Raw genomic sequence first — 14213 nt, 5'->3', positions numbered from 1 at the left:
CGGTGATCTCCGGGGCGAGGAACGCGGGGCCCCGGTGCGCGGTGACCAGGTAGCGGTCCCCGGCGACGGCGTGGGCGTGGATGACGCGCTCGTCCTGGACGACGGGGACCACCAGGCCGACGGTGTCGCCGAGGAAGTCGGCGCGGGCGGGTTCGCCGGGGCGCCCGAACCAGTCCAGGTCCGTGTCGCCGAGTCCGAGCTGCCGGAGGCGGAGGCGGCGGCCCTGGTGGCCACCGCGCTCGGCGATCTCGCCGACGACGTGCTCACGCGTCGTCTGGTGCAGCGGTCCGGCGGCCATCCGCTGTACCTCAGGAGCCTGCTCGACAGCCACGGCACCGCGCGCCCCGGCGGACCGGCACGGGCCGCCCTGCCCGCGGCCGTGGTGCGGCGTCAGCTGACGGGCGTTCCCTCCGAGGGCGTGGCGGCCCTTGAGGCGCTGGCCGTGCTCGGCGGTTCCGCGACCGTGCCGGCCCTGAGCACCGTCCTGGGCGCCCTCGACTCCACCTCGGCGCTGGACCCGCTGGTCCACGAGGAGTTCATCACGCGGACGGACGCCCAGGTGCCCACCGTGGCGATCAGACACGGCGTGTTCCGCGACGCGCTGTACGACACGCTGCCGGCGGCGCGGCGGCGCGCGTTGCATGTCGCCGCGGTCGACGCGGTCGACGAACGGCAGGGGCTGGCGCACCGGGTGGCGGCCGCCGAGACCGTCGACGTCCGCCTGGCCGCCGACCTCCTGGAGACCGCGAACCGCGAACTCGCCGAGGGCGGGCTCCTGCACGCGGCACGGACGCTGCTGTCGGCGGCATCCCTCTCGCACGCGGACGACCACCGGAGCGACCATCTGCTCTACGGCGCCGTGCGGCTCTTCTTCTGGGCCGGTGCCGATGCGGAGCTGGCCCAGCACGGGCATGCGGTGGTCACCCGTCGGCCCTGCCCCTGGCGGGACGAGGCGCTGGGCCTGGCCGAGTTCGCCGCCGGCCGTCTCACCTCGGCACGGCGGCTGCTGGACCAGGCGCAGGAGTCCCTGCGGGAGGCTCATCCCGGTCAACGGGCGGTCGTGCTCACCGAACTGGCGCTGGTGCACGCGATCCTGGGACAGGGGGAAGCCACCCGGCACCACGCCGACCAGGCCCTTCGCCCGGCACCCCCGGCGGGCGACGCACGCCTGTACGGTCCCGTCGGACGCCGCCGGGAAACCGATCCGGTCGCGGCCCGCCCGGCACCGAGCGGGCCCGCCGCCGGGCCGCCGTCCGGTGGAGTCCCGGACGTCTGCGCGCGGGCGCCGTACGTCGTCGTACCCCCGGGTCTCCGGCAGGCCGCGCGGGCTCTGGCCGCCTACGGCACGGCGCTGCGGCACGGCCCCGGAGCCGGGCTGGACCTCTTGGCCGGACTGCCCGAGGACGCGGACCGGATCGGCGAGGAGGACCTTCCGGCCCTGACCGTCCGGGGCATACTCCGGCTCGCGGACGCGCAACTGTCGTCCGCGACAACCGACTTGACGATGGTGACGGCCCGCCGCCGCTCCGCCGCCGCCCGGCTCCTCGGTACGAGCGCCTCGGTGCATCTCGCCATGTGTCATCTGCTGGGCGGCGACTGGAACCGGGCGGCGCGAGAAGTGGGGACGGCGCTCGACGACGAGCAGGGACGCTGTTTCGACGCGCCCGCCCTGTGGTCCCTGCGCTCGGTCCTCGACGCGTTCCGGGGCGACGACGGGGCAGCCGAGGCAAGTCTGCGCCAGGCCCAACACCTGGCCCGGCCACTGGACTTCGGGGGGCCGCAGTACCACACGGCCATGGCCCGGGCCATGCGGGCACGGGCGCGCGGGGACCACCGCGGTGTGGTGGATGCCCTCCAGATGCTGGCCGAGCGTTCCGCGCACTCGGAGCGGGTGCGCATCGTCTCCATGAGCTGGCTGCCCTTCTTCGCCGAGTCGCTCGTCTCGTGCGGTCTCGCCGACCTCGCGCGTGCGGCCATGGAGGAGCTGAAGTCCACGGGCGACGACGCCTCGAACCCGCATCTGCGTGTCGCCGACGCCTGGCTGGACGGCCGTACGGCGGAGGCGGCGGGCGCGCACGAGGACGCGCTCGGCCGGTACACCGAGGCGGTCGGACTGCTCGGGCCCGGCCGGGACATCCCGCTGGTACGGGGGCTGCTGGAGATCTCACGCGGGCGGGTGTCGGCGGCACTGGGCAGGACGGGCTCCGCGACCGCGCACTTCGACAGCGCCGAAGACCTGTTCACCCGCCTGGGCGCGCGGCCGTTCCTGGAGGAGTGCCGGGCCGAACGCCGGGCCTGCGCGCCCGAACGCGGGGACACACCGGACCTGGACCATCTGCTGACCGGTCGGGAGCGCGAGGTGGCCCGCCTGGTGGGGCTCGGCTGCACCAACCGGGAGATCGCCGACGAGCTGACGCTCAGCGTGAAGACGATCGAGTACCACCTGCGGAGCGTGTTCGTGAAGCTGGGGATGCGCAGCCGCAGAGAGCTGCGCCGGCGGGTCCAGGAGGCGGGCGGCGGAGACGGTCGCCGGTGAGCCGCACGCGGAACGTTCCGGCCGCGGCGACCGCGTGGGTCAGGAGGACCGGCGGCGGTGGGGCCGTACGGACGAGGGGATGGCCACGAGGACCATGTCCAGGCCGGTGCCGCGCAGTCGGGCGACCATGTCCGTGTTCGCGTACGAGTCGGTGACCACGGTGTGGACCGATTCGATGTCGGCGACCTTGGCCCGGTGCACCTGCCCCAGTTTCGAGCTGTCGGCCACGACGATCCGCCGCGTCGCCTGCTCCAGCATGACCCGGTCGATCTCCGCTCCCTCGGAGCTGTACTGGGTGAACCCGGCCGCCGGGCTGATGCCGTCGGCGCCCACGATCGCGTAGTCGAAGCGGTAGGAACGCAGTGTCCTCTCGGCGGGTCTGCCGACCAGATCGTTGGACAACGGGCGTGCGGTGCCGCCGGTGACCACCACCTTCGCCGCCTGACGCTCCGTCAGAAGGGTCGCGGTGTCGAGCCCGTTGGTGACCACGGTCAGGTCCGACCGGCCGGCCAGGCTCCGCGCCACGAAGCCCGCCGTGCTGCCGCCGCTGAGCGCCAGGGTGAGCGGGCGGCTCGGGACGAGGGAGGAGGCGAGCGCACCGATCCGGCGCTTCGCCTCGGTGTTCTGCGACCGCCGCAGGCTCACCGGAAGTTCGGCGCTGCGCCGGGCGGCGGCGATCCTCCCGTACGACCGCCGGATCAGTCCCCTCTCCTCCATGGCGGCGAGGTCCCGGCGCACGGTGGGTCCGGAGACGCCCAGGACGGCGGGCAGCAGCCGGACCTGGAGCTCCGCGCGCTGCGTCAACAGGGTCAGGATGGTCGAGATGCGGGTGTCACGTGTTGCCTCGTTCATCCACGTCTCCGTCCCTGGGTGCGGGCCGGGGTGCGGGCCGGGGTATGTCTCGGAGTGCGGGCCGGGGTGCGAGCCGGGTGGTCGGCCGCGGAGTGGTGCCACTCCCCCGCTCTCCGTGTCTCGCCGGTCCGCGCGTGCGACGGCCTCACCGGCCCGGCCGTCGTATGTGTCAAGGAATGCAAACGTCGAAGCTCCGCTCATGATCCGTCCCGTCGCTGACCGCCAGCTTCTCCGAAGCGCGTCCCGAGCGGATCAGGGAAAGTTCCTAGGGTTTTGCCCGGCCGGTCGGGGTCGAGTGGACCGAACTGCTCATCCGTGGTGAGCACTTCGGGCGAGGGGCATCCGGTGGGCGCGAGTTCCCCGTAGAACTGTGCCGCACATCCGAGACCGAAGGGACATGCGCATGGGCACGCGCGGCAGGGCAGTGAAGCGAAGACTGGCCGTCACCACGTTGGTGATGGCGGTGGGCGCCGTGACGGTGGTGCCGGCAGCGGCGAGCACGGCACCGGCGACGGCGGCGGACGGTACGGCGAGGACCGATCCCGCGTCGGCCGTCGGAGCGGGTTCCGGTACGGCCGCTCCCGCACCCGCGGACATCGCGCTGGGCTCGTGGATGGACCAACTGCGCGGCACGATCGGCGATCGTCCGATGAACCAGGTCGTGATCCCCGGCAGTCATGACGCGGGCACCGCGGGAATCACCGGGGACAGCGGGATGTGCGACGCCGGTGACACGGTCGGTACCGCCCGCAAGTGGCCGGCACTGGCGGCGAGCATGTCCCGTACCCAGAGCGGCTCCCTGGTCCAGCAGTTGGACGGTGGCTCGCGCTATCTCGACCTGCGCCTGTGCAAGCAGGACGGGAAGTGGTTCAGCTATCACGGCGGACCGCTGGGGCGGCTGTTCTTCGACGCGCCGGACGGCAAGGGTGGTGTGATCCCGGGTCAGGCGCGGGAGGTCGCGGACTGGATCCGGGCGCATCCCAAGGAGATCGTGATCCTGCGGGTCACGGCCACCGGTCCGGCGGCGACGCTCCAGCAGGACCGGCGCGAGGCCATCACCGAGCTGGGTGATCTGGTGGGCGGCGGCGCGGGCCATCCGGCCATCGCCGACGCCTCGTTGCGCCCGACGTCGACGTACGACCAGTTCATGGCCGCGGGCAGGCACGTCGTCATCGTCGACGACACGGACAGCACGGCGTACCCCTGGGCCTGGCACCAGCCGGATGTGCAGGACTATCGCGGCAGTTACGTCGGGGTGAGCACCGCGTGGCAGGACATCCTGAAGGCGGCCCTCGACCCGAAGCTGTCGCAGAAGACCTTCGACGCGGTGCTCAAGCGGGGTGACGAGGTACTGGGACGTGCGCCGGGCGCGGCGGCGGACAAGTTCTTCGTGCAGCAGGGCATCATCGATCCCACCGACTCCATACCGGAGGCGGCGATCACACAGATCCTGGCGGCGCTCAAGCTCACCTCCGCCTGGAAGGCGGACAACTTCCTGCTCAGTCTTGAGGACGAGCTGAACCGGCAGTTGCTCGCGAAGCTCCGGACCTCCTGGAACACCACCAACGTCACGGACAACATGAACATCGTCATGCACGACGATGTGAACCAGAACCGCAACGGGGTCGGATCCGGAGATCTGGAGCGGGAGATCATCTCCAAGAACCTTCCGCAGCCGGTCACTTCGCACACGTTCTACGACATGGCCCGTGCGGCGGACGGTACGTGGACCGCGCCGGGCCCCCTGGCGGGTGCGGGCGACGCGTTCCGGTTCGCGGGGAGCCGCGAGGCCGTCGCCGCTCTGCCCGACGGCAGCGTCCAGGTGCTGGGCATCGGGCTCGACGGCAATGTCTGGCACAACGTCCGCAGCGCGGACGGTGGTTGGCAGGGCTGGCACGCTCTGCCTGCGGCGGACAACAAGAAGACCGGGTTCGCGGCGAAGGACATCGCGATCACGGGCATGCCGAACGGCGACTCCCAGATCACGGCGATCGGCCAGGACGGATACACGTACCACAACATCCGTCACACCGACGGCTCCTGGCAGGGCTGGGCCGCTATGGCGGGCGACGACTCGGGGCTGGTGAAGGCCACCAAGGTCGCGATCGCCGGTATGCCGAACGGATCCTCCCAGGTCCTGGTCTACGGCGCGGACGGCCGGATGCGGCTGGACACCCGTGCCGCCGACGGTGGCTGGAGCGGCTGGTCGACCGTCTCCGGGGTCGGCGCGCCGGACTTCGCCGGACCCGCCCTGTCCATCGCCGCCCTGCCCGACGGGGACAGCCAGATCGCCGCCATCGGCCTCGACGGGCACGTATGGCACAACGTCCGCCGGGCAAACGGCAGTTGGACGGGCTGGGACAGTCCCTCCGGGCCGGGGGGCGGTCCGATGGGGGCCTCGGCGGTCGCCGTCGCGGGCCTGCCCGACGGGGACAGTCAGCTGGTCGCCGTCGGACTGGACGGCAACGTGTACCACGCCGTGCGGGACCGGGACGGGGACTGGACGCCCTTCCGGGCGGTCCCCGGACTCCGCGGCGCCGGGACCTTCGCGGGAGATCAGGTCGGTATCGCCGGCCTGCCCGACGGATCGAGCCGACTCCTGCTCACCAGCCGCTGAGCGGGGCCGGTCCGCCTCTTCGGTCTGCGCGCCGGGGAGCAGGTCGACGAACGGACGGCGGAGGCGTTCGCCGGGACAGGTCGATTCGCTTCCGAACACACCCATGAGGCGGTTCGGTGCACCGCACGAGATCGCGAGCGTCGTCGTGTACCTGCTCTCCGACTCGGCGGCCGTCGGGGTGGACCGGCTGAACTCCGGCCCCGGGTCGGGTAGTTCCTGGAACCGGGGGCCTTCCGGCTCCAGACTTTGAGCGTTCGCTCAAAAGGGTGTACTTTCCCTCTCGGATGGTTTGAGCGATCGCTCAAACGCCGATGGGACGTGGGGGAACACCATGGGTCTCTACGTGGAAGCACATATCCGCGCCGACATGGACGAACTCTGGTCACGCACCCAGGACCCCGCCCAGCACCAGCGCTGGGACCTGCGGTTCTCGGAGATCGACTACCTCCCGCGCGTCGAGGGCGAGCCCCAGCGCTTCCGTTACGCCGTGCGCGTCCCGGCCCTTCTCACGGTCTCCGGCACCGGGATCACCGCCGGCGAACGGGAGCGCCCCGACGGCACCCGTACCTCCGCCCTGCGCTTCGCCTCCCCGCACCCGCTCTGCCCGCTCGCCCACGGCAGCGGCTACTGGCGCTACGTGCCCGACGCGCACGGCGTGCGCTTCCTCACCGGCTACGACTACCGGCCCCGCTGGGGCGTTCTCGGCGCGCTCGCCGACCGGCTCGTGTTCCGCCCCCTGATGGGCTGGGCGACCGCCTGGTCCTTCGACCGGCTGCGGCTGTGGCTGGAGCGGGACATCAGCCCCGAGCGGGCGCGGGCCAACTGGCTGGCCGAACTGGCGGTCCGGGCACTGCTGTTCACCGGGTGCCTGACCGGCCTGGGGCTGGAGTCCGCCATGGGCGTCTTCGGACGGTTCGGGGCCGACGTGGCCTACCTCTACCCGCTCCTGCTGATCGTCGTCATGTCGCTCGCCCTCTTCAAGGCCCCCTTCACCTGTACCCCCGCCGCCCGCCGGTGCCTGCGCGCCCCGGCGGACCGGACGACCCGAGCCCCCCGCGTCCTGCACACCCTGGAGAAGCACGGATGACCACGCCCCCTTCGATGTTCCACACCGTGCTCGGCGACGGCTTCGACCGCCTCCACCCCGAGCTGCGGCGCCGCTTCTCGGTGGGCCTGGCGAGCGGAGAGGCCTGCACCGGGCGCGGCGTCATGGACCGGATCTGGCACGGCCCGGCGTACGTGAAGCCGTTCCTCGCCCTCGGCGCCACCCGCAACATCCTTGTCCCACGGGCCGGCCGCGACATCCCGTTCATGATCGAGAACGTCCCGTACACCGACACCTTCGGCCGTGAGACGGTGAGCTTCGTGCGCACCTTCGACCTGCCCGGCGGCCCCCGCCGCTTCGACGCGCAGATGGTGCTCAGTCCCAAGGGCGACCGGATCCTCGACTACCTCGGCACGCACCAACACCTCGCCAGCGAACTGCACTTCGCGGCCGAGCCGGACGGCTCGCTGCTCATCCGCTCCGGCGAACACCGTTTCCGGGAGGGCCCGGTGGATGTGCGCGTACCGGAACTCATCGGCGCCACGGCGGAGGTACGCGAGTCCTTCGACGACATCACCGGACGCTTCCGGGTCCGGGTGAGGGTGGTGAACCGCCGCTTCGGGCCGCTCTTCGGCTACGAGGGCTCCTTCACGGTGTCGTACACGGACGCCGTCTCCCGCGGGACGCGGCCGGGACTGCGCCCGGTGCGGGAGGAGGCGCGCGCATGAGCCCGGAGACGGCGAAGTCCCAGGAGACGAAGACCAAGCTCCTGGAGGGCGCGCTGCGTACGCTCACCGAACAGGGCATCGCCAAGGCCTCCGCCCGTACGGTCGCCGCGGCGGCCGGCGTCAACCAGGCGCTGGTCTTCTATCATTTCGGCTCCGTGGACGAACTGCTCGCCGCCGCCTGCCGTTACGGCGCGGAGACGACCGTGGCGAAGTACCGCACCCGGCTCGCCGCGGTCGCCTCCCTGTCCGAACTGCTCGCGGTCGGCCGGGAGATCCACGAGCAGGAACGGGCCGGCGGCCATGTCGCCCTCCTCGGACAGCTGCTGGCCGGCGCGCAGACCCACGCCGCCCTCGGCCCGGCCACGACCGCCGGACTCGATCTGTGGATCGCCGAGATCGAGCAGGTGCTGCGCAGGGTGCTCGCCCCGACCCCGGTCAACGAGTTCGCCGACCCGGCCGGTCTCGCCCGCGCGGTGGCCGCGTCGTTCGTCGGCATCGAACTGTACGAGGGCGTGGACGAGGCGGGCGCGCACGCGGCACTGACCGCGCTCGAACAACTGGGCGCGCTGGTCGCGGCCTTGGACACACTGGGTCCGGTCGCCCAGCGGGCAGTCCGCCACCACCTGCGCCGCGCGGCGCGCGGGTGAGAGGGGCTGTGCGCCGCGCGGCACGCGCCTGAGAGGGGCTGATCGAGCACGGGACCGATATTGCCGAGTCCTCGCGCGGTACGAGGGGCCTGCGGTCAGCCGCTCACACCCGCTGCCACAGCGCCGGTGTGTTCGGCGGCTCCCAGCCCGGCTGGGCCTGGTGGGCCTGGAGGCAGCGGTAGGTGGCACCGCCGTACGTCACCGTGTCGCCCGCCTGGTAGACGGTGCCCGCCGACCACGTGCCGCCGGGATCACCGGGGCCGCCGGGGTCTCCCGGGCCGGATGCGACGGTGGTCAGGGTGAGGCCGTAGTTCTGGAGGATGGGGTTGATCGGATAGAAGAAGGTCGTACCGCCGCTCGTGCAGTCGCCCGAGCCGCCCGAGGTGACTCCCTGTGCCTGGCTGCCGGAGATGAACGAGCCGCCCGAGTCGCCCGGTTCGGCGCACACCGAGGTGCGGGTGACACCGGCGACGGTGCCCTCCTGGTAGGTCACGCTGGTGTTGAGCTGCTGCACCGTGCCGCAGTGCCAGCCGGTCGTGGATCCTGAACGGCACACGGAGGAGCCCACCGTGGCCTGCACGGAACCCGCGACCTGCGCGCTGGAGCCGTTGACGTACGGCGTCGCCCGCCAGTTGGCGTTCGTGGCCACCCAGGCCATGTCGTTGCCGGGGAAGATCGACGCCTGGAACGTCCCCTGCGCGGTCTGGTCGAAGCCGGTGGTGGTGCTGCCGGCGTGCCCGCAGTGCCCGGCCGTGGCGAAGCCCTGCTGGGTGCCCCGGGTCACCGGGAAGCCGATCGAGCAGCGGGCGCTGTTGTCGATGTAGTAGGCGTCCCCGCCCCGCAGGTCGGCGAGCGGGCGCGGGCGTTCGGCGGACTTCACGATGCGGGCGAGGGAGACGTCGACACCGGCCTTGGCGAGCAGGGAGCGTGCGGCGGACGGCCGTATCGCCTGGACCACCAGCGCGTTGGTGCGCACGTCGACGTACCAGACCGGAGTGTCGGTGGTGCCGTGGTGGGCGGCGGCCCGGTCCACGCGCGCCTTGGCCGCGTCCAGTGCGGCCAGGGAGTGGTGTACGACGACCGCGTCGGCGCCCCGCGCCCGGATGGCTCGCGCGTCGGCCGGGTCCGTCGTGGCGACGGTCAGTGTGTCCGACACGGTGCCGCTCACCCAGGCGCCCGCGAAGTGCGCGCCCACGGCGGCGCGCAGCCGGCCCGCGGTGGCGCCCGCCTCGGCCTCGTTGGCCAGACGGCGGTCCGCCTGCTGCCGGTTCAGGCCGAGGTCCCGTTGGAGCGCGGTGAGGAGGCCGGGCGGCGCGGCGGCGGTACGGAGGCTGTCCGCCGCGGTCGGCGGGGCGGAGGGAGGGGACGGCTGGGCGCTCGCGGAGCCGCTGAGCCCGGTCACGAGCAGGGCGCCCGCCGCCGCCACGGCGGCACAGGCGGCTCTGAGGTTTCGTCGGAGCATGGGGAGGTCTCTCCTCGGATTCGGTGGGGTGCCGAAACCGTAGAGAGAACCGGCCGCGGCCCGTAAGACGTCAACCGACCCCCTGCCCCGGCGGTATGGAACCCGCGGCGGGAGCCGTCACGGGTGCGAGACCGTCTGCCGGAGTCGATCGCCGCTCCGCGAGCCAGTACGCGTAGCTGTCACTGCGCGCCGCCGCGCCCGCGTGCGCCTCCCTGGCCTGGGCCAGCACCGTGGCCGCGGTGCCCGGCCGCTGTCCGGCGGGGTGCCAGCCCAGCAGGTGGCGCCACATCAGGGGCGTGCCGGCGAGCGGACGGATGACGAGTCCCGGCGTCGGCGGAAACGTGGCCCGGCACAGGCCCACCGCGCGGCCCACTTGCACCAGGTGCACACAGGAAGCGGTGTCCGTCTCGTACATGCGCCGGGGGGTGAAGCCGGCCCGGGCGCAGGCCGCGGTGAAGCAGTCCGCGAAACAGCCGTCGCCGGGGACACACGCCCACTGCTCGTCCGCGAGTGCGGCCAGCTCGATCTCCCGTCCGCGGGCCAGCCGGTGGCCGTCGGCGAGCATCACGAAGACCGGGTCGACGGCGATCTCCTCCCAGACGAGGTGGGGAGAGTCGGGCGGCGGGGCTAAGCCGCAGGTGCCGGACAGCGCGAAGTCCAGGCGCCCCTGCTTCAGCATCTCCGCGAGTTCCCGCTCCGACCAGGAGGCACAGGTGGTCACGGCGGTGCCGGGCGCGGCGTCGGCCAGCCGGTCCACCAGCGCGCCCAGCAGCGGCCCGTGCGTCCCGCCGAGCCGCAGCCGCTCCCTCTCCCCCCGGCTCCGGGCGAACCGGGCGGCCTCCCGCTGGAGTTCGCTCACCGCGGGCAGCACGATGCGCGTGCGCTCCAGGACCAGCTCACCGAGGGCCGTGGTCCGTACTCCGTGTCGGCCGCGCTCGAACAGGGCGCCGCCCAGGGCCCGTTCGATGCGTCTCAGCTGTGCGCTGAGGGCGGGCTGCGCGAGCCCGAGGACGGTCGCCGCCCTGGTCAGGCTGCCCGCTTCCGCGATGGCCCGGATGGTCTTCAGATGCCGCAACTCCAGCTCCATGAGGGGAGCTTGCGGCGCCGGAGAGCAAGGGGCAAGAGGTTGGTCCAGACCAGAGTGGGTGTACGGGTTTGGGTCACCGAGACCTGATCCTCCAGCCGACGCGGCACCGCGCTGCCCTTCAGATCCAGAAGGGCGCCGCAGGAACCTCGTCGGCGCCGGAGGCGGTGAGCGCCGTGCCGGGGGAACGGCCGCTGAGCCAGGCCAGGATGTCCGCCTGGCGCCCCCTGACAGCGGGGCCGCCGATCCCCAGGGCGTGAACGAGGCCGGTGTCGGTCACCTCCAGACGCAGCGCAGGAGTCTCCGGTCGCCGGGCGAGTGCCTCGACGATGTCGTCGATGATCCATCGCGCGGCGTCGACCGGTATGTCCGAGAAGCCGTAACCGGCGTCCAGATCTGCGTGATGGATCTCCAGTTCGCGCAGCCGGGCGAGGATCAGGGTCGCCGGCATACGCAACTCCCCGGTGCGCATCCGCACTTCGGTGTGCCAGGCCGCCGAGGGCAGGGTCCGCACCGCCTCCTCGAAGCGGGCGGCGGTGTCGCGGACGTCCGCGACCAGGTCGGCGACCGGCCGCCGGGCCCCGGCCTCGATCTCGGCGGCACGGGCGTCCATGCTCGCGTACTGCGGCGTTTCCACACCGGTACGCGCCCAGGCGAGCAGTCGGCAGATGCTGTCCGTGGCGCGTGCGACATGGGTGATGACGTGGCCGCGGGTCCATGGGGGTACGAGCGTGTCGCCCGCGACCTGAGCGTCGGTGAGGGAGGCGACGGTGGCGACGAACCGGTTCGTGGACGCGGTGATCGGGTCCAGAGCTCCGAGACCCTGCATGGAACCTCCTTGCCTGCATCATCCATTCTCCGGAAGCATTTAACCGCATCACGGAAATGAGATGGGGACTCCGGACTCCGGTGGCCTGAACGAGTGCGCCCCGTCCCGGTTTTCACGCCGGGCGGGGCGCCGGTTGAGCCGACCGTCGCTGGCGCCGGACGCGCGGCGGTGGCCGTCGGTTCGTCAGCGCCCCGGATTCTCGTCGGCGGCGCGGACGGCGGACAGGGACCGCTTCTGTCGGCCTTCCGTGTCGAAGTTGCCGGGCGAGAGCCACTCCCGCAACGCCTTGCCGACGTGCGGCCACTCGGAGTCGACGATGGAGTACCACGCGGTGTCGCGGCTGCGTCCCTTGTAGACGACGGCCCGGCGGAAGATCCCCTCGAAGGTGAAGCCCAGCCGTAGAGCCGCCTTCCGCGAGGGCGCGTTGAGGCTGTCGCACTTCCACTCGTAGCGGCGGTAGCCGAGTTCGTCGAAGACGTAGGACATGAGCAGGAACTGGGCCTCCGTGGACACCGGAGTCCCCTTCAGCAGAGGCGAGAAGGCCACGCTGCCGACCTCGACGACCCCGTTGGACGGATCCTGGCGCATCAGGGAGAGGGTGCCCACCGCCTTGCCGGTGCGAAGGTCGACGACCGCGTACGGAAGGGGGTCGTCCACCTGGGTCACCCTCGTCACGTAGGCGCGGTAGTCGGCAGGGGTGCCGAAGGGACCGACCGACATGTACGTCCAGTCCGCGCCGTCCTCCGCGAGGGAGTAGGCGGCGTACAGGTCGTCGGCGTGGCGGTCCGCGTCCAGGGGCTCCACCCGACAGAGGCGGCCCTCGACGGCGACCCGGGCGGGCGCGGGACGCGCCGTCCAGTCGGGCACGGGGTCGCCGACGGGCTGGCCGTATTCGTTGAGACGTGCGGACATGCTCTTCTCCTGATGCGTGCCGGTGCCTGGCCAGTGCCAGACTAGGCACTTTCGCACGGGAGCAATCCGCAGCTCGCGTGGCCCCGGATTACCCATGATGCCCCGCTCTGTGACGGCCACGAGAGAGAGCAACTGTGAAGGAATTAGTACATATCGGCACGAATCCCTCCGCGAAGCCCGACCTGCAACGTCTGCTGCACGAGGTGGCGCTGGGGGACCAAGAGGCTTTCGCAGCGCTCTATGACACCGTTGCCGGCTCCGTCCTCGGGGTCGCCCGGGCGGTTCTGCGCGATCAGGCGCAGTCGGAGGAGGTGGCGCAGGACGTCCTGGTGGAGGTGTGGCGCACGGCCCCTCGCTACCAGCCGGAACGCGGCAGTGCCCTCAACTGGATCCTCACCCTCGCCCACCGGCGGGCCGTGGACCGGGTCCGGTCGGTGGAAGCGGCAGCCGCCCGTGACACCAGGGCCGCGCTGCTCGACCATCAGCCCGCGTACGACGAGGTGACCGAGCAGGTCGAGAGCCGGCTGGAGCAGGAGCAGGTGCGGCGCTGCCTGCGCACCCTGACCGAACTCCAGCGTCAGTCGGTCACCTTGGCCTACTACCGCGGCCTGACCTACCGTGAGGTCGCCGAAGCACTGGCGTTACCGCTCGGCACGGTGAAGACCCGCCTGCGCGACGGACTCATCCGGCTCCGGGACTGCCTGGGGGTGACGGCATGACCACGACCGATCCGCACGCTCTGACCGGTGCCTACGCGGTGCACGCGCTGGAGGACGAGGAGCGTGCCGTCTTCGAGCGTCATCTGGCCGACTGCGCCGCCTGCGCGCAGGAGGTCGCGGAGTTCACGGCCACCGCCGGACGCCTGGCCCTGGCCGCCACGGTGCGCCCGCGCCCCGGCATGCGGGAGCAGGTCCTCACCCGCGTCACCACCGTACGGCAGGTGCCGCCCGGCGCCGCGCCCTCGGAGCGGGTACGTCGCGGCGTACGGCGTGGACGGCGCCTGACCCGATGGGCACTGGCCGCGAGTGTGGCCACCGCGGCCGTGTTCGGTGGAACCGCCGTATGGCAGTACGAGCGTGCCCAGGACGCCCGCCATCAGGCGGCCGCGGCCGAACGGCATGCCGAGGAGATCGCGGGGGTGCTGGCCGCGCCGGACGCCAAGACACGTTCGGTGCGGGTCGCGGGCGGTACGGGCACCGTGGTGGTCTCGGCCCGACGGGACCGGGCCGTGTTCATGACCTCGGGCATGGCCGAGCCTCCCCGGGGCAAGGTCTATCAGTTGTGGTTCGCCGTCGGCGGGACGATGCGTTCGGCCGGGCTCATGAACCCTGACCGCGCCAGTCAGACCGTGCTGATGCGGGGCGGGGTGGACGGCGCCTCGGGCGTCGGGATCACCGTGGAACCGGCCGGTGGCTCGCCGCGGCCGACCAGTACGCCCATCGGCCTGCTGGAGATCCCGTCCTGAACCAGGGGCGAGGGGACGGACACGGCGGCGGGGGCG

Annotated in this window: 12 protein-coding genes and 1 pseudogene; 7 read left to right on the top strand and 6 right to left on the bottom strand. The window is 72.3% G+C overall.

Going from position 1 to position 14213, the window contains the following annotated elements:
• A pseudogene (locus CCN72_RS13405) lies at nt 1–298 on the bottom strand (hypothetical protein); the annotation flags it as partial.
• Here CCN72_RS13405 and CCN72_RS13400 point away from each other — a divergent pair.
• Nucleotides 278–2536: a helix-turn-helix transcriptional regulator gene (locus CCN72_RS13400; RefSeq protein WP_086807723.1), complete on the top strand. Its 2259-nt coding sequence runs from the start codon at nt 278–280 to the stop codon at nt 2534–2536. The pseudogene CCN72_RS13405 and the gene CCN72_RS13400 overlap by 21 nt on opposite strands.
• A 39-nt stretch (nt 2537–2575) precedes the next feature.
• Here the strand turns inward: CCN72_RS13400 and CCN72_RS13395 are convergent, their stop codons facing one another.
• Entirely contained in the window at nt 2576–3388 is an 813-nt protein-coding gene (locus CCN72_RS13395; RefSeq protein WP_158101350.1) for a DeoR/GlpR family DNA-binding transcription regulator, read from the bottom strand.
• Nucleotides 3389–3785: 397 nt separating this feature from the next.
• Between CCN72_RS13395 and CCN72_RS13390 the strand changes: the two genes are divergently transcribed.
• From CCN72_RS13390 to CCN72_RS13375, 4 genes are all read left to right on the top strand, one after another.
• Nucleotides 3786–6005: a DUF8189 domain-containing protein gene (locus CCN72_RS13390; RefSeq protein ID WP_086807721.1), complete on the top strand. Its 2220-nt coding sequence runs from the start codon at nt 3786–3788 to the stop codon at nt 6003–6005.
• A 331-nt stretch (nt 6006–6336) separates the two neighbouring features.
• Nucleotides 6337–7092, top strand: a complete 756-nt coding sequence (locus CCN72_RS13385; protein WP_086807720.1) for a hypothetical protein — start codon at nt 6337–6339, stop codon at nt 7090–7092.
• Entirely contained in the window at nt 7089–7778 is a 690-nt protein-coding gene (locus CCN72_RS13380) for a DUF4166 domain-containing protein (protein WP_086807719.1), read from the top strand. Before CCN72_RS13385 ends, CCN72_RS13380 begins: the two co-directional genes overlap by 4 nt.
• The gene (locus CCN72_RS13375) at nt 7775–8425 is read left to right on the top strand and encodes a TetR family transcriptional regulator (RefSeq protein ID WP_086807718.1); all 651 of its coding nucleotides are present in this window, start codon (nt 7775–7777) and stop codon (nt 8423–8425) included. Before CCN72_RS13380 ends, CCN72_RS13375 begins: the two co-directional genes overlap by 4 nt.
• Nucleotides 8426–8528: 103 nt before the next feature.
• Here the strand turns inward: CCN72_RS13375 and CCN72_RS13370 are convergent, their stop codons facing one another.
• From CCN72_RS13370 to CCN72_RS13355, 4 genes are all read right to left on the bottom strand, one after another.
• A complete protein-coding gene (locus CCN72_RS13370; protein WP_086807717.1) occupies nt 8529–9887 on the bottom strand; it encodes a carbohydrate-binding protein in 1359 nt (452 codons plus the stop codon).
• A gap of 70 nt (nt 9888–9957) precedes the next feature.
• A complete protein-coding gene (locus CCN72_RS13365; protein ID WP_086807716.1) occupies nt 9958–10974 on the bottom strand; it encodes a LysR family transcriptional regulator in 1017 nt (338 codons plus the stop codon).
• Nucleotides 10975–11092: 118 nt separating this feature from the next.
• Nucleotides 11093–11800 carry a maleylpyruvate isomerase family mycothiol-dependent enzyme gene (locus CCN72_RS13360; RefSeq protein WP_086807715.1) on the bottom strand — a complete coding sequence of 236 codons (708 nt, stop codon included), beginning with the start codon at nt 11798–11800 and terminating at the stop codon, nt 11093–11095.
• Nucleotides 11801–11983: 183 nt separating this feature from the next.
• Nucleotides 11984–12712 (bottom strand): GNAT family N-acetyltransferase, encoded by a 729-nt coding sequence (locus tag CCN72_RS13355; RefSeq protein ID WP_086807714.1) that lies wholly within the window; start codon nt 12710–12712, stop codon nt 11984–11986.
• Between the two features lie 134 nt (nt 12713–12846).
• Between CCN72_RS13355 and CCN72_RS13350 the strand changes: the two genes are divergently transcribed.
• Entirely contained in the window at nt 12847–13431 is a 585-nt protein-coding gene (locus tag CCN72_RS13350; RefSeq protein WP_086807713.1) for a sigma-70 family RNA polymerase sigma factor, read from the top strand.
• Nucleotides 13428–14177, top strand: coding sequence for an anti-sigma factor (locus CCN72_RS13345; protein WP_086807712.1), 750 nt, complete (start codon nt 13428–13430; stop codon nt 14175–14177). The genes CCN72_RS13350 and CCN72_RS13345 overlap by 4 nt, the downstream gene beginning before the upstream one ends.
• The last annotated feature ends 36 nt before the right edge of the window (nt 14178–14213 follow it).

It is taken from the genome of Streptomyces murinus (genome assembly GCF_002154555.1).
GTDB lineage: Bacteria > Actinomycetota > Actinomycetes > Streptomycetales > Streptomycetaceae > Streptomyces > Streptomyces murinus.
The sequence above is the reverse complement of the archived record's forward strand: the minus strand, read 5'-3'. Positions and strand labels throughout refer to the sequence as shown.

Coding starts and splice junctions, on each gene's coding strand:
- CCN72_RS13395 (WP_158101350.1), bottom strand. CDS start 3,388: ATGAACGAGGCAACACGTGACACCCGCATCTCGACCATCCTGACCCTG.
- CCN72_RS13390 (WP_086807721.1), top strand. CDS start 3,786: ATGCGCATGGGCACGCGCGGCAGGGCAGTGAAGCGAAGACTGGCCGTC.
- CCN72_RS13385 (WP_086807720.1), top strand. CDS start 6,337: ATGGGTCTCTACGTGGAAGCACATATCCGCGCCGACATGGACGAACTC.
- CCN72_RS13380 (WP_086807719.1), top strand. CDS start 7,089: ATGACCACGCCCCCTTCGATGTTCCACACCGTGCTCGGCGACGGCTTC.
- CCN72_RS13375 (WP_086807718.1), top strand. CDS start 7,775: ATGAGCCCGGAGACGGCGAAGTCCCAGGAGACGAAGACCAAGCTCCTG.
- CCN72_RS13370 (WP_086807717.1), bottom strand. CDS start 9,887: ATGCTCCGACGAAACCTCAGAGCCGCCTGTGCCGCCGTGGCGGCGGCG.
- CCN72_RS13365 (WP_086807716.1), bottom strand. CDS start 10,974: ATGGAGCTGGAGTTGCGGCATCTGAAGACCATCCGGGCCATCGCGGAA.
- CCN72_RS13360 (WP_086807715.1), bottom strand. CDS start 11,800: ATGCAGGGTCTCGGAGCTCTGGACCCGATCACCGCGTCCACGAACCGG.
- CCN72_RS13355 (WP_086807714.1), bottom strand. CDS start 12,712: ATGTCCGCACGTCTCAACGAATACGGCCAGCCCGTCGGCGACCCCGTG.
- CCN72_RS13345 (WP_086807712.1), top strand. CDS start 13,428: ATGACCACGACCGATCCGCACGCTCTGACCGGTGCCTACGCGGTGCAC.